Genomic DNA, 20,091 nt, shown 5'->3' on the forward strand with positions numbered 1-20,091 from the left:
CGGCACACGAATGCGCGATGCCGGAGCGGATCCGGCGGACGAGGAGAGACTGGACATGGACATCAACGGTGTTGCGGCGGTGGTGACGGGCGGAGCCTCTGGGCTCGGCGAGGCGACCGCGCGGGCGCTTGCGGCCAAGGGCGCCAAGGTCGCCATTTTTGATCGCAACCAGGAGCAGGGCGAAAAGGTCGCGGCCGAGATCGGCGGGATCTTCTGCCAGGTCGACGTCACCAGCGACGACACCGTGGTCGCCGGCTTCGAGAAGGCCCGGGCCGCCCATGGCCAGGAGCGGATCCTGGTCAATTGCGCCGGCGTCGCCAATGCGGTGAAGACTGTCGGCCGCGACCGCGAGACCAAGGCGGTGAAGAAATATCCGCTGCACCAGTTCGAACTGGTCATCGGGATCAATCTCGTCGGCACCTTCCGCTGCATTGCCCATTCGGCGGCCGGCATGGTCGACGCCGAGCCGATGACCGACGGCGAGAAGGGCGTGATCATCAACACCGCCTCGGTCGCGGCCGAGGACGGCCAGATCGGCCAGGCGGCCTATTCGGCCTCGAAGGGCGGCGTGCTGGCCATGACCCTTCCGATCGCGCGCGATCTCATGAACGAGGGCGTCCGCGTCAACACGATCCTGCCGGGGGTGTTCAAGACCCCGATGGTAGCGATGATGCCGCCGCAGGTGCAGGACGCGCTGGGCGCGCAGGTGCCCTTCCCGAAGCGCCTTGGCCGGCCTGAGGAATATGCCAATCTCGCGGTCTTCATGATCGAGAGCGGCTACATGAACGCAGAGCATGTCCGCCTCGACGGCGGCATCCGCATGGCGCCCAAATAAGGTGGATCGCGCCGCGCTGATCGACGCGCTGATCCCGGCCTGCCTGCAGGCCGGGGCGGTCATCCGCGCGATCCGGGCACGGGGATGCGGCCACGAGCTAAAGAGTGACTCCTCGCCCGTCACCGAGGCCGATCACGCCGCCGAGGCGATCCTGATCGCCGCGCTGGCGGAGGCCGCCCCCGGCATTCCGGTGGTGGCCGAGGAAGAGGTTGCCGCGGGGCGCTGCCCCGATCTCGGTGATCTCTTCTTCCTGGTCGATCCGCTCGACGGGACCAAGGAGTTCGTCCGCGGCGGTGACGATTACACGGTCAACGTGGGCCTGGTGACCCGGGAAGGACCGGTGCTCGGCCTCGTCTACGCGCCCGAGCAGGATCGGCTCTATGCAGGCGCGGCGGACGGGGAGGCCTTCGTTCTCGCCGAGGGCGAGCGCGTGCCGCTGCGGGTGGCCGAGCCCCGGCGGCCGCTGGTCGTGGTCGCGTCCAAATCGCATTTCAACGCGGCGACCGAGGATTATCTCGCCGCGGCCGCGCCGGGTGCGCAGCGGGTGTCGGTCGGCTCCAGTCTCAAATTCTGCATCGTCGCCGCGGGCGAGGCGGACTTCTACCCGCGGCTGTCACCGACCTGCGAATGGGATACGGCCGCGGGCCACGCGGTGCTGCTCGCGGCGGGCGGACGAGTGGACGGCCCCGATGGCGCGCCGCTGGCTTATGGCAAGCCTGCCTTCCTCAACCCGGGGTTCGCCGCCACGTCGGGGTGGTCCGCGCCGCCGGTCGGACCGGCGCTCGGCTGATCAATTCCACAGCCGCTGGGGCGGGGTGGCGGGCGGGCCGTCATTGTCCTGAAATCGCCACGGCCGGTCCCTGAGCGCCGCGATCACGTCGATTTCGGCCCGGATGCAGTCGAGTCGGCTGAGCAGTCCGCGCGCTTCGCTTCCCACAAGAGGATCTGCCGCAAGGCGATTGGCGAGGTCCAGCGTGGCCCCGAGCGCGTCCTCAAGCGTCGCAAGAAGCTCCGGTCCGGACTTATTTGGGAAGGGCGAGGAGGGCATCGCAAAGGGCTCCAGTTGGCGCAATGCCGACGCTTTACCGGGGAATGCTTTCCCGCGCCCTTGGAATCCATCGAAGGCGGAGGAAGTTTTTACGCGACAGGACCGCGCATGGCAGTGTAGGTTCGCCCGGCTCGGATGATTAAAGTGCCTAAGGTGGTGCCATGTCCCGAGCTTCCGTCCTCACAGCCTATGTCCAAGAAGCGGCAACGGCGCCGGTCCTGCTGATCGGAGACACCGCTTCGGCGAGGGCGCGAGCGCGCTTCACCATCGATAGCAGCAACTTCGATTCCGCGGCCATCCTGACGATGGAGGAAGCCGGCGAAGACGTCGGCCGGATGGCATCGCTGTCGGCGATCTGGCTCGAATTCGACGAGCGGCCGGGCAAGGGCGGCAGGCGGCTGCTTGAGCGGATCGGAGAAGAAGCGGCGCGCTTCTCGGCCGGGGTGATCGTTTCCACTCCGATGGACCATCTCGACGAGGTGCTGCTTTGGCTCGGCGACGCCCGGGTCGAACTGCTGGTCGACGCCGAGGAAGTGGAGCGCTTGGGCGCGCTGACCCTAGCGGCGAGCAACCTCCGGTCTGGTGCGGCCGAGGGCGCGAACGAGACGAGCGACGCCCGGCTGCGGCAGCTGAGCGAGGAAGTCAGCCGGATCGCGGCGACCCTGGCCCGGCTCGGGACCGCGTCAACCCAGCCGCCGCTGTCGCCCGCAACCATGGCGCCGCCGCGTGGGGACGTGCCCAACGTCCCGGCCGAGGCGCTGCGGGCGATGATCCGTGCCCGGCGGCTACGCGCGAACTACCTTCCGGCTGACCTGTTTGCCGACCCGGCGTGGGACATGCTCCTCGACCTGCTCCAGGCGGAGCTGGTCCAGCATCGGGTGCCGGTGTCGAGTCTGTGCATTGCCGCGGCGGTTCCGGCGACGACGGCGCTTCGCTGGATCAAGGCGATGACCGAGCGCGGCCTGCTGGTCCGGCGCGACGATCCGCATGACGGCCGCCGCGTATTCATCGAGATGGCGCCGGCCACGAGTGCCTCGCTGCGGCACTATTTCCACGACGTGGGGCTGAGCGCGATCTGATTTTGCTTGTCAGCGCGTGGCGGCTTCTGCACGGGGGCCGCGAGGGCGCTTAGCTCAGCTGGTAGAGCGCTTCCTTTACACGGAAGATGTCGGCGGTTCGAACCCGTCAGCGCCCACCACCGCCGACGCCGGGAGCTCCGGGGTTTTGGGCGGGGCTCAGCCGAGCGCCCTGATCAGTCGCACGGGCAAGGCGAGATAGGGCGGGTCGCTGACCACGATCTGGCGCGCCCCGCTGCCGAGCGGGAGGAGATGGAGCTTGCCTCCTTCGCGAGCGAGCAGCCGACCGAAGACGAAGCGGCCGGTCGGGCGCGGCACGAGGACATCGCGGTTCAACGCCCGGCCGAACGATTCCGGCGTCACCCGGTCGCACCAGATCTCGTCGCCGGCGCGATAATCGCCGACGCTTGCGGTCACGAGAAGGGCGACCTGTCCCGCCTCGGGATGGGGCGGAAGCGCGACCTGCGCCTTGCGGGGTGCCGCGGCGGCATCGCTGCCGATCAGCGCCAGCACTTCGAGCTTCTCGCTGGCGGGATGGTCGACGAGATCGGTCGCTGCGACCCCGAGGGCGTCGGCGATCCGGTTGAGCCAGCCGACCGACACGGTCCGCATGCCGGTCTCGAGGCGGCCGATGGTCTGCGGGGTGGTCGGCGGCGTGCAGGCCCGCGCGACGTCATCAAGGGTCATGCGCTTTGCCTTGCGAACCTCTCGAATGCGCGTGATCATCGTCGCCTCCATAACCTTTCCGGTGTTTTCTCTGTCCTACATCTCGCCCTTCATGGCAAGTTCTTTCGCGACTCGGAGAGCCTGAGAGGTAAAATGTCTCGCCGTTCACTGACTGAAAAGAGCCTGCCAGACACTGCCGCTGCGAGCCGCAGGACACGGCGATCGGTCACGGTCAACGAAGTGGAGTCGCCGCTCGGCTGGCTGCGCAAGCACGGTCACCTCAGTCTTCGCCAATATGACGCCGGCGAGCAGCTTCGAAGTGACTGGGAAGGTGCCAATCTGGCTCCCCGGGTGACGATGCGCTGGGATCCGACGCCGGTTTCGCGCGGAGGCGTGCCAGGGGAGCGGCTGGCGCCCAGCGAGCGCCAGTCTGCGGCGAGGTCGCGGTTCGACGGGGCAATGGCGGCGTCCGGCCCCGGGATGAGCGACATCCTCTGGCGGATCGTCTGCGCTGGCGAGGGAATGCGCGAGGCGGAGACCGCGCTCGGCTGGCCCGCGCGGGCAGGCAAGCTGGTGCTGAAAATGGCTCTCGACCGGGTCGCCGATTATTACCGCTTGCCCGGGGCGTGAAAGGTGGGAGCGCGCACCGGCGCGCTCCCAAGAGGTCAGAGGTTGCTGCCCTCGATGTCGCTGTCGCGGCGCTCGCTGCGCTCGGACTCGATGTCGGTCGAGCCCATCGACTCGCGGCCCTGATCGTCGAGCGCTCCTTGGCCGTCCTGCGAGAATTGCTGCTCGCGGTCGGTGCCGCGGGTCATTTCGGACGATGTGCTGTCGCCCATGTCGTCGGCCGACCCACTGAAGAGGCCGGAATCGCCGTCCTGCTGCGACCTACCGAGGTCGGCGCTCTGGCCGAGATCGCTGTCCTGACGGCTGATCGTGCCGGTCTCGCCGCTGTTGCCGTAGCTCGCCTGACCGGTCTCTATCTGCTGGTCGAGCGGCAGTTGCTGCCGGTCCTGGCTGGTCTGCTGGTTGTTCTGCATGTCCTGCTGGTCGAAGCCCTGCTGGCCGGGCGTGCGATCGTCCGCGTTCATGTAATCACTCCTCCATTCGCCCCATCGCTTGGGAGGAAAAGCGCCGGGCTCGGGCGGGCGTTCCGGGGATTGCGACCAGTCGAAGGTGATTGCGACAAAAGAAAAGGCCGCCCGGTCGCCCGGACGGCCCAATCTTTAAGCGGGAAGAAGCGCTCAGGCCTCTTCGGACGCCTCGTCCGAAGCCGGCTCGGAGGCCGCTTCGGCAGTGGCACCGGGTTCCGCGTTCGGATCGTAATCCTCGGTGAAACCGCCGGTGTCGCGTTCGAACATCTGCGCCATGACGTCGACGCCCTGGGCCTGGAGATCGGCTTCCTCGGGCGAGCGGGCGACGTTGACCTTGACGGTCACGGCCACTTCCGGGTGAAGCGCGACGCGCACTTCGTGCATGCCGATCGCCTTGATCGGGCGGTCGAGGACCACCTGGCTCTTGGCGACCTTGGCGCCGTCGGCCTCGAGGGCCTCGACGATGTCGCGGGCCGACACCGAACCGTAGAGCTGGCCGGTGTTCGAGGCCTGACGGATCAGCTGAACCGTCTTGCCGTCGACGCCCTTGGCCGACGCCTCGGCCGCCGTGCGACGCTCGGCATTGTCGGACTCGATCTTGGCGCGATTGGCTTCGAACAGCTTGCGGTTGGCCTCGTTGGCACGAAGCGCCTTCTTGTTCGGCAGCAGGTAGTTGCGCGCGAAACCGTTCTTGACGGTGACGACGTCGCCGATGCCGCCGAGCTTCTCGACGCGCTCAAGCAGGATGACTTCCATCTCAGCTGCTCCTTACTTGACCACGTAGGGGAGCAGACCGATGTGGCGGGCGCGCTTGATCGCCTTGGCCAGCTCGCGCTGCTTCTTGGTGCTCACCGCGGTGATGCGGCTGGGGACGATCTTGCCACGCTCGGACACAAAGCCCTGGAGCAGACGGACGTCCTTGTAATCGATCTTGGGGGCGTCCTTGCCCGAGAAGGGGCAGGACTTGCGGCGGTGGAAGAATGCACGGGCCATCGGTTACGCTCCCATCTCTTCGCGATTGCCGCGTTCCGGACGATCCGAACGGCTGCTGCGGTCGCGCTCCTGGCGGCGCATCATGGCCGAGGGACCCTTTTCATGCGCGTCGACGCGGATGGTCATGAAGCGGATCACATCTTCGTTGATGCCGGTCTGGCGCTCGAGCTCGGCAACCGCCGCGGCGGGCGCGTCGATGTCGAGCATCACGTAATGCGCCTTGCGGTTCTTGGCGATGCGATAGGCGAGGCCGCGCAGGCCCCACGTTTCCGCCTTGACGACGGAACCACCGTTTTCGGTGATGATGTTGGTTGCCGTCTCCGCAAGCGCGTCGACCTGGGCCTGGGCCAGATCCTGTCGCGCGAGGAAGACATGCTCGTAAAGCGGCATGGCTCTTCTCATGTTGGCCGATCGCTGGCGCCTGCCCCATGCAGACGCCCCTCCGGCTGTCGTCGGTATTGATGACCGTTCCGCAGATCACTCTGCCGAGCGGACGCGGGCCAATGACACAGAGCGGACCGAAAGGCAAGGCGGACGCCACCGTGCCCCTCACAGAAAACCAAATAGGCACAAAACAATTGACATCGTCACGCTTATATGGCACAAAGAGGCAAGCTAGGCTGATTCGGCAGACGGATCGGCCCGGTCCAGTGAGATGAAGGAAGTGCGATGCGATGGTTCGGACGTAAGTCGGCGGACCTCGCGCCGCTATTCCTGTCGCTCCCCGGGATGGACGAACGCAACCCCTTCCCGACTACCCACCAAGCGCAGCTGCGGGAGGTGTTCCTCGGCAACCCCGTGGGGCAGCGCGCGGTCCGACTGGTCGCGGGTGCGGTGGGATCGCTCAAGGTCTATGCCCTCGAGGGAGAGCAGAAGGCGGCCGACCTCATTGGCCGCGCCAGCCTGCTCGAACAGGTCGCCGCCTCGCTGCTGCTTCATGGCAATGCCTATCTGCAGGTCGTGGAAGCCTTGGGCGTGCCGGCCGAATTGTTCGTGCTGGCCGCAGACAAGGTCACGCCCGAGCCCGACGAGCGCGGATGGCCGCGGGCCTATCATTACAAGGTCGGGCGCAAGACGAGCCGGATCAGCCGGCACGACGCCATCGAGCGGGTGCAGCTGATCCACATCAAGGCGCTCAATCCGCTCCAGGACCAGCTCGGGCTGGGATGCCTGGAAGCGGCCAGCCCAGCCGCCGCGATCCACAACCGCGCGAGCCGGTGGAACAAGGCGCTGCTCGACAATGCCGCGCGTCCGTCGGGCGCGCTCAGCTACGAGCCCGCCGATGGCGCCGCGCTGAGCGCCGCGCAATTTGCCCGCCTTCGCGAAGAGATCGACCGGCAGTTCTGCGGCAGCGACAATGCCGGACGGCCGATGCTGCTCGAAGGTGGGCTCAAGTGGCAGTCGCTCGGGCTCACGCCGACCGACATGGACTTCGTCGCGATCAAGGAAGCCGCAGCCCGCGATATCGCACTGGCCTTCGGCATTCCGCCCGTGCTGCTCGGCCTGCCGGGAGACACGGCCTTTGCCAATCTCCGCGAGGCGGGACGGTCGCTCTACCGACAGACAGTGCTGCCACTGGCCGAGCGGATCATGTCCGAGGTCTCCGAGGCGCTCAAGGACTGGTTCGGGCCGCTGCGCCTCGCGATCGACACCGACGCGATCAGCGAGCTTGCCGAGGACCGCGAGCGCCTCTGGCAGATGGTCTCGCAGGCGGACTTCATCTCCGCCGACGAGAAGCGGGAGATGCTGGGCTTCGCGCCGCTCGCCAGGCCCGGTCATTGAACCGCGCGCGAGCCGACGAACTGCTCGCGCAGCTCGTCGCCAGTGCGCAAGGCCAGCAGGTCGACTTCGTCCTGCTGCAGGCGGTCATCGAGGAAGCGAGCGAAGCGGGCGCCTGCCGTGCGCTGGCCTCGCTGGGCCTCGAGGACAGTCGCGCGCGCCGCGACATGGACGAATTGCGCGAACTGCTCGTGACCTGGCGAGACGTCAAGAAGACGGCCTGGCAGACCGTCGCGCGGTGGGTGGTCCGGATCCTTCTTGCAACGCTGATGGTCAGCGTCGCCTACCGCCTCAACCTGCGCGACCTTCTGGAAAACTGAGGACATGGCCGAAGCGAGGGGAGGGCAGGGCCTGCGGTTCGCAGGCTATGCGTCGGTGTTCGATCATCGCGATCGCGGCGGTGACATCGTCAGGAAAGGAGCGTTTCGCCGGACGCTCGAACGCAAGGCCCCCGTCCCGCTGCTGTGGCAGCACCAGTCGGGACGCAGCGTGGGGGTGATCGAGCATCTCGCGGAGGACGAGCGCGGGTTGCAGGTCATCGCCCGCCTCAACGACGACGAATTCGGGAGGCTGCTGTCACGCGAGCTCAGCCAGGGGCGCCTGTCCGGGCTGAGCTTCGGTTACCGCGTGCGCCAGTCCGCCACCAACCACCGAGCACGCGAACTCAATGACGTCGAGTTGCTGGAAGTGAGCCTGGTTCGCCGTCCGATGCAGCCGCTTGCCCGCGTGCACAAAGTCACCCGCTGAGGAGCTCCGCAGCGGACCTATCCACACTGGAGACATGGTATGGAAGTCAAGGCAGACTCGCTGGAAGAGTCGTTCGCGACCCTGCAGCCCAATGACGAGGTGATCGGCCTGCGCTCGGAGATCGACGCGCTCGAGATCAAGCTTCGCCAGAACCTGGTCGCCGCCGCGCGGCCCGAGCTCGAGACCGAGCAGAAGAGCGCGGCCCAAGAAGGCTTCGGCGCCTTCCTGCGTTCGGGCGAGCCGATGTTCGAAGGCAAGTCGGCGGACAACAGCAGCGGGGCTGCGGGCGGCCTCGCCATCCCGCGCGAGATCGACGAGGTGATCGACCGCACGCTCGTCGCCATCTCGCCCATCCGTCGCATCTGCAACGTCGTGAAGGTCGGCAGCTCCAACTATCGCAAGCTCATCACCAACGGCGGCACCCCGTCGGGCTGGGTCGGCTTCGAAGCCTTGCGACCCGAGACCGCCACCCCGAGCTTTACCGAGATCGTCCCGGCGACGGGTGAACTCTACGCCAATCCGGCGGCGTCACAGCACATGCTGGATGATGCAAAATTCGACGTCGAAGCATGGCTCGCCAACGAGATTGCGACCGAGTTCGCGCGGGCCGAGGGCATGGCCTTCGTCAAGGGCACGGGCACCAACCAGCCGCTGGGCTTCCTGTCCTCGCCCAATGCGGTGACGGCCGACGGCGCTCGCCCGATCGGCACGCTTCAGACGATCGGCACCGGTGTGCTCGGCGGCTTCCCGGCGAGCAATCCCCAGGACAAGCTGGTCGATCTCGTCCAGTCGCTTCGCCAGCCCTACCGTCAGGGCGCCGTGTTCGTGATGAACTCGGCGACCGCGGCGGTGGTGCGCAAGATGAAGACCACCGACGGTGCCTTCATCTGGCAGCCCGGCATGGTCGCGGGCCAGCCCTCGACCCTTCTCGGCTACCCGGTGGTCGAAGCCGAGGACATGCCCGACATCGCCTCGAGCAGCCTGTCGATCGCCTTCGGAAACTTCAAGGCGGGCTACATCATCACCGAGCGCGCCGAGACCAGCATCCTGCGCGATCCCTATTCGAAGAAGCCCTACGTCTACTTCTACGCCACGGCCGTGCTCGACGCGCTTGTGCAAAGCGCCTGCGTGTCGGGGCCCAACAACACACCGCCATCGTCTCCGGCCGATGGCGACCTCTTCATCTGCGGATCCGCGCCGACCGGCAGCTGGAGCGGGCGGACCAACATGCTGGCCCTGTTCACCGCCGCGGGCTGGCGATTCATCGCTCCTTCCGACGGTTGCCGGGTCCTCGACCGTGCGTCCGGGATGGAATGGCGCTTTGCTGCCGGCCAGTGGGTGTCGGGCGTCATCGCCGTGAGCCAGGTCCGGATCGGCGGGAAGCAGGTGCTCGGAAGCCAGGGAGCCGCCATTGCCGCGCCGACCGGCGGCGCCCTCGTCGACGCGGAAGGCCGGGCGGCGCTCGGGCAAATCCTTTCGGCGCTCCGAGCCCACGGCCTTATCGCGACCTAAGTGAGGCGTCTCGGCAACAGGCGGCCAGATTTGACGGGTGCCCGTGCGAAAAGCGGAACGCTCGCCAGCCCCCATGATTATGGTCGGTGGATCTCTCATGGGGGTATTATGAATCTCAAATTCGCATTTCTGGGAGCGGCTGCGCTGATCGCTGCGCCGTCGGCTGCCCTCGCACGGGACGGAGCTCCCTACATCGGCATCGAAGCCGGTGTGATTAAGCCCGAGAAGCTCAAGCTCGACTATCGCCTGGGCGCGCTCGACGTGAACAACGGGATCGTCATCAAGCACCGTTCGGGTCTCGATGCCGACTTCCTCGCCGGTTATGATTTTGGCTTCATTCGGGCCGAGGGCGAGCTTGGCTACAAGCGCGCACGTCTCGAGGACGTCGACGTCAGCCCGGCGGTGTTCACCACCACCGGTCGTCCGGCCATCAACGGCCGCACCAATGTCGTCTCGGCAATGGGCAACCTGCTTGCCGATTTCGGTTCGAATGACGGCCTCCAGGTCTACGCCGGCGGTGGTGCCGGTATCGCCCGCTTCAAGACCGAAGCCTCGATCTTCGGTCCCGGCGTCCCGGTCGGCGCCGGCCTCTCGGGTACCGACAAGTCGTTCGCCTGGCAGCTGCTTGCGGGCTTTCGCGTCCCGGTCAACTCGGCGGTCGATCTCGGCCTGAAGTACCGCTACTTCCGCAGCAAGGTGAACTTCAACGACAACAATGGCGCCGCTGCTGACGAGAGCGTCAACGGCCGCTTCAAGTCGCACTCGATCCTGGCGAGCCTGTTGATCAACTTTGGCGCTCCGCCGCCGCCCCCGCCGCCCCCGCCGCCTCCGCCGCCTCCGCCGCCTCCGCCGCCGCCCCCGGCGACGCAGACGTGCCCGGACGGCTCGGTGATCCTGGCGACCGACGCGTGCCCGGTTCCGCCGCCGCCGCCGCCGCCGCCGCCGCCGGCGCCCGAGCGCGGCTAACCCTCGATCGGCCCGGTTTCTCTCTTATGGGGAACCGGGCCACTCGACCCGCCCGAGCTTGAGCTTTATCGCCGGGCGCATGCATTTCCCCCTGCGACTTCGCTGCGACACGTCAGCGCTGAGCGAAAATTACAAGCGTCTCTCGGCAATCGCCGGCGTTCCGGCCGGGGCTGCGATCAAGGCCAATGGCTATGGCGTCGGCGCCGTCGAGGTCGCTCACCGCCTGCTTGACGCCGGTTGCCGCGACTTCTTCGTGTCGAGCTGGCCGGAAGCGGCCGAACTCGGCTTCCTTCCCGACGAAAGCCTGTCCGTCCTGCACGGGCTCGGACCGGACGACGAGCCGATCGAAGGCGTGCGCCCGGTCCTGTGCAGCACCGCGCAGATCGCGGACTGGAAGGCGCGTGGCCTCGCCGACCGTCCGTGCGACGTGATGGTCGACACGGGCATGAACCGCCTCGGCCTCGCCATGACCGAGCTTTCGGCGATTGAGGGACTGCGGGTGCACACGCTCCACAGCCACCTCGCCTGCGCCGACGAGGAGCATCCGCTCAACGCGCTCCAGCTCGATCGCTTCCGGACGCTGCGCAATTCGGTGAAAGCCGGGCGCTACAGCCTCGCGAACAGCGCGGGTATCTTCCGGGGGGCCGACTACAGCTTCGATCTCGTCCGTCCCGGCCTGGCGCTTTATGGCGGCATTCCGCGGCTCGAGGCGCGCGGCGTCATCCGTCCCGTGGTCGCGCCGCAAGCGCAGGTCATCCAGACCCGGACGGTCCGCGCGGGGGAGAGCGTCGGCTATAACGCCACCTTTACCGCCCCCCGCGACCTTACCGCCGTCATCGTCAACATCGGCTATGCCGACGGCTATTGGCGCGCCTTCTCCTCGCTTGGTCACGCCACTTACGAGGAGGCGACCCTGCCCGTGCTCGGACGCGTGTCGATGGACCTCGTCACGCTCGACGCGAGCGCGGCGGGAAGGCTGCGGGAAGGGGACTGGGTCGCGCTCGATTTCGACCTCGAGCGCGCGGCCGGCCTGACCGGCTTCTCGCAATATGAGCTTCTTACCGGGCTTGGCCGTCGCCTTGCGCGGTCCTGGACTTAGGCGGGACAAGCTTCTTACCGCGAAAGCCGCACAGGTCGACGATCGGGCAGCGCCAGCATTCGGGCGCGCGCGCCTTGCAGATGTAGCGTCCGTGCAGGATCAGCCAGTGATGCGCGTGGCGCATGAACATTGGCGGCGTCACCTTCTCGAGCTTGAGCTCGACCGCGAGCGGGGTCTTTCCGGGCGCCATTCCGGTCCGGTTGGCGACCCGGAAAACGTGGGTGTCGACCGCGATGGTCGGGGTGCCGAACGCGATGTTGAGCACCACATTGGCGGTCTTGCGCCCGACACCGGCCAGCTCCTCCAGCGCCGAGCGTTCGGTCGGGACCTCGCCGCCGTGCCGCTCGATCAGCTGCTGCGCCATCAGGATGAGATTCTTGGCCTTGGTGTTAAACAGTCCGATCGTCTTGATGTGCTCCCTGATCCCGGCCTCCCCGAGGGCGAGCATCTGCTCCGGCGTCTGGGCGACTGCGAACAGCTTGCGTGTCGCCAGGTTCACGCTGACATCGGTGGCCTGCGCCGACAGAGCGACCGCGACCAGCAAGGTGTAAGGGTTGACCCACTCGAGCTCGCCTACCGGCTCGGGATTGAGCTCGGCCAGCCGCAGATAAATGTCGGCGACCTGGGCTTTCTTCACAGCGCCCCGACCACGTCGCGCATGCCGTAGAGCCCCGGTTCCCGGCCATGAAGGAAAGCGGCCGCCGTGAGTGCGCCGCGGGCGAAGATCATCCGGTTCTCGGCGCGGTGCGAGAGAATCAGGCGCTCCTCGGGCCCGGCGAAGATGACATCATGGTCGCCGACCACTGTTCCGCCGCGCAGGGCCGCGAACCCGATCGCGCCGTCCTTCCGTTCAAGGCCGCGGCCGCTGCGGGCGTCCTCGCGCTCGAATGGCACGCCAAGTCCGCGCGCGGCCGCTTCCCCAAGCGTCAGTGCGGTGCCCGATGGGGCGTCCTTCTTCAGTCGATGGTGCATCTCCAGGACCTCGACGTCCCAGCCGTCGCCCAGCACGCGCGCGGCACGCTCGACCAGTTCGGCAAGCAGGGCGACCCCGAGCGAGGTATTCGACGCACGCAGCACGGCGACCGAGCGGCTTGCCTCGGCGATGCGCCGGTCGGCAAAATCGTCGAGACCGGTGGTTCCGACCAGGATCGGGATCGATGCCCGGACCGCGCGCTCGAGTGAGCCCGCGAGCGCGTCGGGGGCCGAGAAATCGACGATCACATCGCCATGATCGGGATCGATCACATAGCCGCCATCGGCCTCGGCGGCGGCGGCAATGGCTCGGCCCATCCGCCCATTGGGCGCGACGAGCGTCAGGCGAAGGGGCTGCTTCTCGGTCCGCATGACTTCACCTTGCCGGGGCCCGGCAGGCGAGGCAACCGCCCTCAGCCGCCGATGAAACGACCGACCACGTCCTTGGCGAGGCGGGCGGGGCGGAGCGAGGTCGCGTCAAGGCAGCACCAGGTGCTCTTCACTTCGGCCAGCACTTCCTCGCCGCGGCGGATCACCGTCGTGAAGAGGGCCTTGGCGCCCTGAACGCGCTCGGCGATGACGTCCGCCACCACGACGTCCTCAAGAAAGGTCGGGCGTCGAAACTCGATCTCGTGCTTGAGTGCGACCCACAGGTGCCGCCCGACGGCCTCGGCGGGGGCGACCCCCTCCCAGTAGCGCACCACCGCCTCCTGCACCCACTTGAGGTAGACGCTATTGTTGACGTGACCCATGTGGTCGATGTCGGCAGGGTCGATCCCGATGGCGTGGCGGTACATGGGGCTAATATCGTTCCTGAATGCGCTGCTGACAATAGTGTCAACAAATAGGTTTCCAGATGGTTGCGGGTCGCCAACAAAATGGAGAAGTCCTGCTCGTCCTGACCGGGGCGGGGATCTCGGCCGACAGCGGGGTCGCGACCTTCCGCGGGCCCGACGGCCTGTGGGAGGGGCACCGGGTCGAGGATGTCGCGACGCCCGAGGCCTTCGCCCGCGATCCCGCGCTCGTCCATGCCTTCTACGACGCCCGCCGGGCTCGGCTTGGTGCCGTCGAGCCAAACGCCGCCCACCATGCGCTCGCAAGGCTCGAACGCGATTGGCCGGGTGAATTCCTTCTCGTCACCCAGAATGTCGACGATCTCCACGAGCGCGCCGGCTCGCGCCATCTCATCCACATGCACGGCGAATTGAAGAGTGGCTGGTGCCGCGCCTGCGACGCGCGAATGCCTTGGGACGGCCCGATGGGAACGAGCGCCGTCTGCCCTGCATGCCGAGGCGCCGGGCAGGTCCGCCCCGACATCGTCTGGTTCGGCGAAATGCCCTACGCCATGGACCGGATCGAAGAAGCGCTGTCGCGTTGCACCCTGTTCGCCTCGATCGGCACCTCGGGGGCGGTCTATCCGGCGGCGGGCTTCGTCCAGACCGCCCGCTACGTCGGCGCCAGGACGATCGAGCTCAACCTCGACCCCAGTCAGGGCAGCATCTTCTTCCACCAGACCCGCCTTGGCCGCGCGTCCAAGATCGTGCCCGCCTGGGTCGAGGAATTGCTCGCCTGACCAGCTTCGCGATCGGCAAGGTCACGCGCCTGCTCCCACAAGGCGCGCAGATCCGTTTCACGCTCGGTTGGGGAGACGTGCAGAAGGACTGCATCCACAAGCGGGACGTCAGCATAACTGGAAAGGGCATTGAACTGGGCGTACCACATCGCCGATTCCAAGCTTTCGTCGTCGTGCCAGGTCGTCATCACGAAGTCGTCTTCGGCAATCTCGTGTTCGCCACTGCCGACCACTGCCAAGTCGACGCTGTCGTCCCAAGTTGTACACCTTGGTCCCCACGCCATCATGTAGCGGCATCCCTGATCGACCAGCCATTTGCTGGCCTCGGCTTGCCAATCGTCGCTATATGACGCCTCGAGGATGACCAGTGCCCGAAACGGAGCGCGATCCCTCAAATCTGGAAGCGCTTCGTTTTCCGCGATGCGGACGTAATGAAGTCGCTCTTCGATCAATTGGTCCAGTCCAGCCCGATGTCCTGGTAGAGCCCGCGGTCCTCGGCCCAGCGCGGGGCGACCTTGACGTGCAGGAAGAGGTGGACCTTGCGCCCGAGATGTTCGGCGATCGCCTCGCGCGCCGCCGCGCCGATCGCCTTCAGCCGGGCGCCACCCTTGCCGAGGACGATCGCTTTCTGGCTGTCGCGCTCGATCAGGATCTGCTGGTGGATCACCGCGGAGCCGTCCTTGCGCTCCTCCCACTTCTCGGTCTCGACCGCGCTCGCATAAGGAAGCTCGGCGTGGAGCTGGAGGTAGATCTGCTCGCGGGTCAGCTCCGCCGCGACCATCCGGTCGGTCGCGTCGCTGAGCTGGTCCTCGGGATAATGCCACGGCCCCTCGGGCATCACGCGCGCGAGATGGGCCTTGAGGTCGACCACGCCGTCACCGCTGGTCGCCGAGACCATGAACACTTCCTCGGGGCTGAGGCGGGCGCTGAGTTCGGTCGCGAACTTGAGGAGGTCGCCCTTGTTGGCGATGTCGACCTTGTTCAGGACCAGGATCTTGGGCTCGGGCCGGCCTTCGATCCCCTCGAGGACCATCTCGGCGCGCTTGCCGATGCTCGCCGCGGCGTCGATCACCAGCACCAGCCGGTCGGCGCTTTCGGCGCCTTCCCAGGCCGCCTTGACCATCGCCCGGTCGAGCCGCCGACGAGGCGCGAAGATTCCCGGCGTGTCGACCAGCAGGATCTGGGCCTGGCCCTCGATGGCGATCCCCATCAGCCGGGCGCGCGTGGTCTGCGCCTTGGGGCTGACGATCGCGACCTTCTGCCCGACGAGGGCATTCACCAGCGTCGACTTGCCCGCATTGGGGGCGCCGATCACCGCCACCAGGCCACAGCGCTCACTCAACAGATTTTCTCCAGCAGGGCGGCCGCAGCCGCGGTTTCGGCTTCCTGTTTGCTCGCTCCCTCAGCCTCGGCGTCACCGGCGCTGCCGACGCTGACCTTGACCCGGAAGGTGGGGGCGTGATGCCGCCCGAACTGCCCAAGCAGCTCGTAGACGGGCGGCTTGAACCCGCGCGCCGCCGCCACTTCCTGGAGCTGCGATTTGGGGTGCTGCGGCGCCTTTTTCTGGTTATCGAGATAGGCCGCCCACGACGCGCGGATGACCCGCTCGGCGGCGTCCATCCCGGCATCGATCAGCAGCGCGCCGAGCAACGCCTCGACCGCATCGCCGACCACATTGTCGCTCAAGAGCGCACCGTCCTCGCGCGCCTGCTTGCCCAGCCGGATCAGCGCTGGAACGCCCCATTCGCGCCCGACCTCGGCGCAGGTCTCGCGCGCCACCAGCGCATTGTAGCGCCGGCTCATCTTGCCTTCGGGCTCGTCGGGAAAACGTTCAAACAGCCAGCGCGCGATGGCGAGGCCGAGCACCCGGTCGCCGAGGAATTCGAGCCGCTCGTAACTCTCCCGCGCCGCGCTCCCATGGGTCAACGCGCGTACGAACAGCGCGAGGCTCGCCGGCCGGTGCCCAAGCCGCTCGCGGACGAAGGTCTCGATCTCGGCGCTCAATGCCTCATTCCGATCCGGTCCCAGCGCGCCGCGCCGAACCAGGTCCAGGGGAGCAGCCACTGGGCGCCGCCGTCGGTCGACCAGAAGGTGACCAGCGCGCGCCCGACCAGGGCTTCCTCGGGGACGAAGCCCATGCCGCCCAGCGCCGGGGAAATCCGGCTGTCGGCGCTGTCGTCGCGATTGTCGCCCATCATGAAGACATGGCCCGCCGGGACCTTCACCGGTCCGAAATCGTCGACCACCGGATTGTCGACCTGGTCGAGGACGGTGAAGCTGCGTCCTTCGGGAAGCGTTTCGCGCCAGGCGTCGTAGAGGCAGTTGCCCGCCGCTTCACGGGGGGTGACCGCGCGGCACGGCGAATTGGCGGACAAGGGGATAGCGACCGGCGCGATCCGTTGCCGAGCGATCGGCGTGCCATTGAGGATCACCTGTCCGTCGCGGGTCGCGATCGTGTCGCCGGGGAGGCCGATCACCCGCTTGATCACGTCATTGCCCTCGGGCCCGCGAAACACCGCGACGTCGCCGCGCTCGGGGAGGCTGGCGAGAATCCGTCCCGAGATGGGCGGAAAGCCGAACAGGAAGCTCGCCCGGCTGTAGCCATAGGGCCATTTGGCGACGAGCAGGTAATCGCCGATGTAGAGCCCCGGGAGCATCGACCCCGAGGGGATGCTGAACGGCGCGATGATCAGGCTGCGCAGCACCCAGGCGAACAGCAGCAGCACCAGCAGCCCACGCCGCAGGCTGCCGTCGGCGCTTTTCTCGCTCTTCTCGCGCGTGAGTTCGGTCGTGGCCATAAGCGCACGGCCTTGGGCCGGGGCGGGCGCGCTGGTCAAGCGGGGCAGGGTGGAATTCAGCGCCTCGCTCGCTATGTCGCGGCCATGACTTCGCTGTCCTTCCTCGCCGACGCGCCCCCGGCGCCCCTACAAAAGCTGTTCGAGGAGGACCCGGAGCGCGCGACCCGCTTCGCCCATGACCTCGGCGGGATCCGCTTCGATTTTTCCAAGACGCATCTCACCGCCGATCTTCTCGACCGTGTCGACGCCGCGGCCTACGCCGCCGCGCTCGAGCGTCTCGTCGCGGGCGAGGTGATCAATCCGACCGAGGGCCGCGCCGCCGAGCATCTTGCCGAGCGCGGGACCGGCTCGCCCGATGCGGTCGCACTCGCCGCCCAGCGCCACAGCCGGATGCGCGCGCTGATCGACGCGATCGAGGCCGGCGCCTTCGGCGATATCACCGGCGTCCTCCACATCGGCATCGGCGGCTCTGCGCTCGGGCCGGCGCTGCTGGTCGACGCGCTCGGCCGGACCGAGCGGCGGTACAAGGTCGAGATCCTTTCCAACATCGACGGCCAGGCGGTCGACTCGGCGCTCGCCCGGCTCGATCCCGCGACGACTCTCGTCGCCATCGCCTCCAAGACCTTCACCACCGCCGAGACGCTGCGCAACGCCGACGCGGCGCTGGCCTGGCTCGAGGAGGCCGGGGTTGAGGATCCTTATGGCCGGCTCGTCGCCATCACCGCCGCGCCCGAGAAAGCGGTCGAGTTCGGGATCGACGAGACCCGCGTGCTGCCCTTCGCGCCGAGTGTCGGCGGGCGTTATTCGCTCTGGTCCTCGATCGGCTTTCCGGCCGCGCTCGCCCTCGGCATGGACGCCTTCGAGCAATTGCTCGAAGGGGCGGCCCTGGTCGACGAGCATGTCGCCGAGGTCGCGCCAACCGCCAACATCCCCCTCATCGCCGCGGTCGGCGACCTCCTCTACAGCCGCGGGCTCGGCGCCGAGACCCGCGCGGTCTTCGCCTATGACGACCGGCTCCGCCTGCTTCCCTCCTACCTCCAGCAGCTGGTGATGGAGTCGAACGGCAAGTCGGCCACGCTCGATGGCAAGGCGGTGGACGGTGCGACCTCGGCGATCCTGTGGGGCGGGACCGGGACTGACGCCCAGCATGCCGTCTTCCAGCTGCTCCACCAGGGCACGCATCTCGTGCCGGTCGAGTTCGTCGCGGTCGCCGAGGGGAATGACGAGCAGGAACCGACCCACCACCGCGAGCTCCTCCTCAACATGCTCGCGCAAGGGGCGGCATTGATGGCGGGGCGCGATTCCGGCGACCTCCACCGCAATTATCCCGGCAACCGGCCCTCGACCACCATCCTCCTCGACGACCTCGATCCCGCCGCGCTCGGCACGCTGATCGCCTTCTACGAACACCGCACCTTCGCCGAGGCGGTGCTGCTCGGCATCAACCCGTTCGACCAGTTCGGGGTCGAGCTTGGCAAGGAAATGGCCCGCGCCATCGACGATCCCGAGGCCCGCGCGGCCTTCGACCCATCCACCCGCGCACTCATCGAAAGGGCCGGCCTGTGAGCGACTTCGACTACGACCTGTTCGTCATCGGCGCCGGCTCGGGCGGGGTTCGCGCCTCGCGCATCGCCGCCAGCCACGGCGCGAAGGTCGCCGTCGCCGAGGAATATCGCGTCGGCGGGACCTGCGTCATCCGTGGCTGCGTGCCAAAGAAGCTGCTCGTCTACGGTGCGCATTTCGCCGAGGACCTCGACGATGCCGCCATGTTCGGGTGGGACGTGCCCACCAAGCGCTTCGACTGGCAGGTGCTGCGCGACAATGTGCTGGCCGAGGTCTCGCGGATCGAGGGCGCCTATGGCGACACCCTCTCCAGCCACCACGTCACCATCCTCCCGCACCGGGCAACCCTGCTCGGCCCCAATGCCGTCCGGCTCGACGACGGGCGGACGATCACCGCGGGCAAGATCCTGATCGCCACCGGCGCCCGGCCCGCGCTGCCCAATATTCCCGGGGTCGAGCATGCGATCACCTCGAACGAGGTCTTCCACCTCGAGCGCATGCCCAAGAGGGTGGTGATCGTCGGTGGCGGCTATATCGCCAACGAATTCGCGGGCGTCTTCCACCAGTTCGGCGCGCACGTGACCATCGTCAATCGCTCCGACGTGATCCTGCGCGGCTATGACGAGCAAATCGTCGACCGGCTGGTGAAGATCAGCCTCGCCAAGGGCATCGACTTCCGCTTCAACTCGACCTTCGACGCGATCGAGCGGCAGGAGGACGGTTCGCTCCTGTGCCGGATGAACGGCTGCGACGACATTCCCGCCGACGAGGTCGTCTTCGCCATCGGCCGCCAGCCCAATACCGAAGGCCTCGGCCTCGAAGGGGTGGGCGTGAAGCTCGGCGAACGCGGCGAGGTCATCGTCGACCACCAGTATCGCACCAGCGTCCCCTCGATCTTCGCGGTCGGCGATGTCACCGACCGGGTCCAGCTGACCCCCGTCGCGATCCGCGAGGGCCATGCCTTCGCCGACACCCAGTTCGGCGGAAAGCCCTGCACGGTGGACTATGACAACATCCCAAGCGCGGTCTTCTCGCACCCGCCGATCGGCGCGGTCGGGCTGACCGAGAGCGAGGCCAAGAACAAGCTCGGGGTCATCCGGACCTACACGTCCGACTTCCGGCCGATGAAGAACGTGCTGGCGGGCCGCAACGAGCGCTCGCTCTACAAGCTGGTCGTCGAGGAAGGCTCGGACCGCGTGGTTGGGATCCACATGATCAGTCCCGACGCGCCCGAGATCCTCCAGGCCGCCGCCATCGCGGTCAAGGCGGGCCTCACCAAGGCCGATTTCGACGCCACCATCGCGCTTCACCCCAGCATGGCCGAGGAACTGGTGCTGATGCGCTAGTGTCGGGCCGTTCGCCCCGAGCGA

Annotated in this window: 26 protein-coding genes and 1 tRNA gene; 14 read left to right on the forward strand and 13 right to left on the reverse strand. The window is 67.5% G+C overall.

What is annotated here, in order from left to right:
* Positions 1-55 precede the first annotated feature (55 nt).
* On the forward strand, positions 56-835 hold the full coding sequence (locus BS69_RS0101250; protein ID WP_029940176.1) for an SDR family oxidoreductase: 780 nt from the start codon (positions 56-58) through the stop codon (positions 833-835).
* A 1-nt stretch (position 836) separates the two neighbouring features.
* Positions 837-1,625 (forward strand): 3'(2'),5'-bisphosphate nucleotidase CysQ, encoded by a 789-nt coding sequence (gene cysQ, locus BS69_RS0101255; RefSeq protein WP_037504299.1) that lies wholly within the window; start codon positions 837-839, stop codon positions 1,623-1,625.
* Here cysQ and BS69_RS14085 read toward each other — a convergent pair whose 3' ends face one another.
* Complete coding sequence (locus tag BS69_RS14085) at positions 1,626-1,772, reverse strand: hypothetical protein (protein ID WP_156956790.1); 147 nt, start codon at positions 1,770-1,772, stop codon at positions 1,626-1,628.
* Between the two features lie 272 nt (positions 1,773-2,044).
* Between BS69_RS14085 and BS69_RS13460 the strand changes: the two genes are divergently transcribed.
* Positions 2,045-2,962: a winged helix DNA-binding protein gene (locus BS69_RS13460; RefSeq protein WP_051676424.1), complete on the forward strand. Its 918-nt coding sequence runs from the start codon at positions 2,045-2,047 to the stop codon at positions 2,960-2,962.
* A 43-nt stretch (positions 2,963-3,005) separates the two neighbouring features.
* Positions 3,006-3,081: transfer RNA gene (locus BS69_RS0101270), tRNA-Val, on the forward strand.
* A 37-nt stretch (positions 3,082-3,118) separates the two neighbouring features.
* On the opposite strand, the gene BS69_RS0101275 is transcribed toward BS69_RS0101270, so the two are convergent.
* Positions 3,119-3,685, reverse strand: coding sequence for a helix-turn-helix domain-containing protein (locus BS69_RS0101275; protein WP_029940180.1), 567 nt, complete (start codon positions 3,683-3,685; stop codon positions 3,119-3,121).
* Between the two features lie 93 nt (positions 3,686-3,778).
* Here BS69_RS0101275 and BS69_RS14495 point away from each other — a divergent pair, with 93 nt between their 5' ends.
* On the forward strand, positions 3,779-4,255 hold the full coding sequence (locus BS69_RS14495; RefSeq protein ID WP_037504301.1) for a DUF6456 domain-containing protein: 477 nt from the start codon (positions 3,779-3,781) through the stop codon (positions 4,253-4,255).
* Between the two features lie 35 nt (positions 4,256-4,290).
* Here BS69_RS14495 and BS69_RS0101285 read toward each other — a convergent pair whose 3' ends face one another.
* From BS69_RS0101285 to rpsF, 4 genes are all read right to left on the reverse strand, one after another.
* On the reverse strand, positions 4,291-4,716 hold the full coding sequence (locus BS69_RS0101285; protein WP_029940182.1) for a hypothetical protein: 426 nt from the start codon (positions 4,714-4,716) through the stop codon (positions 4,291-4,293).
* Between the two features lie 153 nt (positions 4,717-4,869).
* Positions 4,870-5,475 (reverse strand): 50S ribosomal protein L9, encoded by a 606-nt coding sequence (rplI, locus tag BS69_RS0101290; RefSeq protein ID WP_029940183.1) that lies wholly within the window; start codon positions 5,473-5,475, stop codon positions 4,870-4,872.
* A gap of 12 nt (positions 5,476-5,487) precedes the next feature.
* A complete protein-coding gene (gene rpsR / locus BS69_RS0101295; RefSeq protein WP_029940184.1) occupies positions 5,488-5,712 on the reverse strand; it encodes a 30S ribosomal protein S18 in 225 nt (74 codons plus the stop codon).
* 3 nt (positions 5,713-5,715) lie between these two features.
* Complete coding sequence (gene rpsF, locus BS69_RS0101300) at positions 5,716-6,102, reverse strand: 30S ribosomal protein S6 (RefSeq protein ID WP_029940185.1); 387 nt, start codon at positions 6,100-6,102, stop codon at positions 5,716-5,718.
* Positions 6,103-6,381: 279 nt separating this feature from the next.
* On the opposite strand from rpsF, the gene BS69_RS0101305 reads away from it, so the two are divergent.
* The 6 genes from BS69_RS0101305 to alr all read left to right on the forward strand — a co-directional run bounded on the left by BS69_RS0101305 (position 6,382) and on the right by alr (position 11,815).
* Positions 6,382-7,494: a phage portal protein gene (locus tag BS69_RS0101305; RefSeq protein WP_029940186.1), complete on the forward strand. Its 1,113-nt coding sequence runs from the start codon at positions 6,382-6,384 to the stop codon at positions 7,492-7,494.
* On the forward strand, positions 7,491-7,811 hold the full coding sequence (locus BS69_RS0101310) for a DUF6127 family protein (RefSeq protein ID WP_029940187.1): 321 nt from the start codon (positions 7,491-7,493) through the stop codon (positions 7,809-7,811). Before BS69_RS0101305 ends, BS69_RS0101310 begins: the two co-directional genes overlap by 4 nt.
* A gap of 4 nt (positions 7,812-7,815) precedes the next feature.
* Complete coding sequence (locus tag BS69_RS0101315) at positions 7,816-8,238, forward strand: HK97 family phage prohead protease (RefSeq protein WP_029940188.1); 423 nt, start codon at positions 7,816-7,818, stop codon at positions 8,236-8,238.
* 39 nt (positions 8,239-8,277) lie between these two features.
* The gene (locus BS69_RS0101320) at positions 8,278-9,750 is read left to right on the forward strand and encodes a phage major capsid protein (RefSeq protein ID WP_051676428.1); all 1,473 of its coding nucleotides are present in this window, start codon (positions 8,278-8,280) and stop codon (positions 9,748-9,750) included.
* A gap of 108 nt (positions 9,751-9,858) precedes the next feature.
* Complete coding sequence (locus BS69_RS14600; protein WP_051676430.1) at positions 9,859-10,716, forward strand: outer membrane protein; 858 nt, start codon at positions 9,859-9,861, stop codon at positions 10,714-10,716.
* Positions 10,717-10,795: 79 nt separating this feature from the next.
* Positions 10,796-11,815: an alanine racemase gene (alr, locus tag BS69_RS0101330; protein WP_029940191.1), complete on the forward strand. Its 1,020-nt coding sequence runs from the start codon at positions 10,796-10,798 to the stop codon at positions 11,813-11,815.
* Here the strand turns inward: alr and nth are convergent.
* The 3 genes from nth to BS69_RS0101345 are packed head-to-tail and all read right to left on the reverse strand — an operon-like array spanning position 11,775 to position 13,584.
* Positions 11,775-12,452 carry an endonuclease III gene (gene nth / locus BS69_RS0101335; protein ID WP_029940192.1) on the reverse strand — a complete coding sequence of 226 codons (678 nt, stop codon included), beginning with the start codon at positions 12,450-12,452 and terminating at the stop codon, positions 11,775-11,777. The genes alr and nth overlap by 41 nt on opposite strands.
* A complete protein-coding gene (dapB, locus tag BS69_RS0101340) occupies positions 12,449-13,159 on the reverse strand; it encodes a 4-hydroxy-tetrahydrodipicolinate reductase (protein ID WP_029940193.1) in 711 nt (236 codons plus the stop codon). The genes nth and dapB overlap by 4 nt, the downstream gene beginning before the upstream one ends.
* A gap of 41 nt (positions 13,160-13,200) precedes the next feature.
* Positions 13,201-13,584, reverse strand: coding sequence for an acyl-CoA thioesterase (locus BS69_RS0101345; protein WP_029940194.1), 384 nt, complete (start codon positions 13,582-13,584; stop codon positions 13,201-13,203).
* A 59-nt stretch (positions 13,585-13,643) separates the two neighbouring features.
* Between BS69_RS0101345 and BS69_RS0101350 the strand changes: the two genes are divergently transcribed.
* Positions 13,644-14,360 carry an NAD-dependent deacylase gene (locus BS69_RS0101350; RefSeq protein ID WP_029940195.1) on the forward strand — a complete coding sequence of 239 codons (717 nt, stop codon included), beginning with the start codon at positions 13,644-13,646 and terminating at the stop codon, positions 14,358-14,360.
* On the opposite strand, the gene BS69_RS14095 is transcribed toward BS69_RS0101350, so the two are convergent.
* Genes BS69_RS14095 through lepB form a run of 4 tightly spaced genes read right to left on the reverse strand, consistent with a single transcriptional unit; the run spans position 14,276 to position 17,158 of the window.
* Positions 14,276-14,812 carry a DUF7684 family protein gene (locus BS69_RS14095; RefSeq protein WP_156956795.1) on the reverse strand — a complete coding sequence of 179 codons (537 nt, stop codon included), beginning with the start codon at positions 14,810-14,812 and terminating at the stop codon, positions 14,276-14,278. The genes BS69_RS0101350 and BS69_RS14095 overlap by 85 nt on opposite strands.
* Complete coding sequence (era, locus tag BS69_RS0101355; protein WP_029940196.1) at positions 14,809-15,702, reverse strand: GTPase Era; 894 nt, start codon at positions 15,700-15,702, stop codon at positions 14,809-14,811. Before era ends, BS69_RS14095 begins: the two co-directional genes overlap by 4 nt.
* Positions 15,699-16,364 (reverse strand): ribonuclease III, encoded by a 666-nt coding sequence (gene rnc / locus BS69_RS0101360; protein WP_029940197.1) that lies wholly within the window; start codon positions 16,362-16,364, stop codon positions 15,699-15,701. The genes era and rnc overlap by 4 nt, the downstream gene beginning before the upstream one ends.
* Positions 16,361-17,158 (reverse strand): signal peptidase I, encoded by a 798-nt coding sequence (gene lepB, locus BS69_RS0101365; protein ID WP_084184206.1) that lies wholly within the window; start codon positions 17,156-17,158, stop codon positions 16,361-16,363. Before lepB ends, rnc begins: the two co-directional genes overlap by 4 nt.
* An 84-nt stretch (positions 17,159-17,242) precedes the next feature.
* Here lepB and pgi point away from each other — a divergent pair, with 84 nt between their 5' ends.
* Positions 17,243-18,724 carry a glucose-6-phosphate isomerase gene (pgi, locus tag BS69_RS0101370; protein WP_029940199.1) on the forward strand — a complete coding sequence of 494 codons (1,482 nt, stop codon included), beginning with the start codon at positions 17,243-17,245 and terminating at the stop codon, positions 18,722-18,724.
* Positions 18,721-20,067 (forward strand): glutathione-disulfide reductase, encoded by a 1,347-nt coding sequence (gene gorA, locus BS69_RS0101375; RefSeq protein WP_029940200.1) that lies wholly within the window; start codon positions 18,721-18,723, stop codon positions 20,065-20,067. Before pgi ends, gorA begins: the two co-directional genes overlap by 4 nt.
* Positions 20,068-20,091 lie beyond the last annotated feature (24 nt).

Origin of the sequence: Sphingomonas astaxanthinifaciens DSM 22298 (genome assembly GCF_000711715.1) — a bacterium.
GTDB classification, from domain to species: Bacteria; Pseudomonadota; Alphaproteobacteria; order Sphingomonadales; family Sphingomonadaceae; genus Sphingomicrobium; species Sphingomicrobium astaxanthinifaciens_A.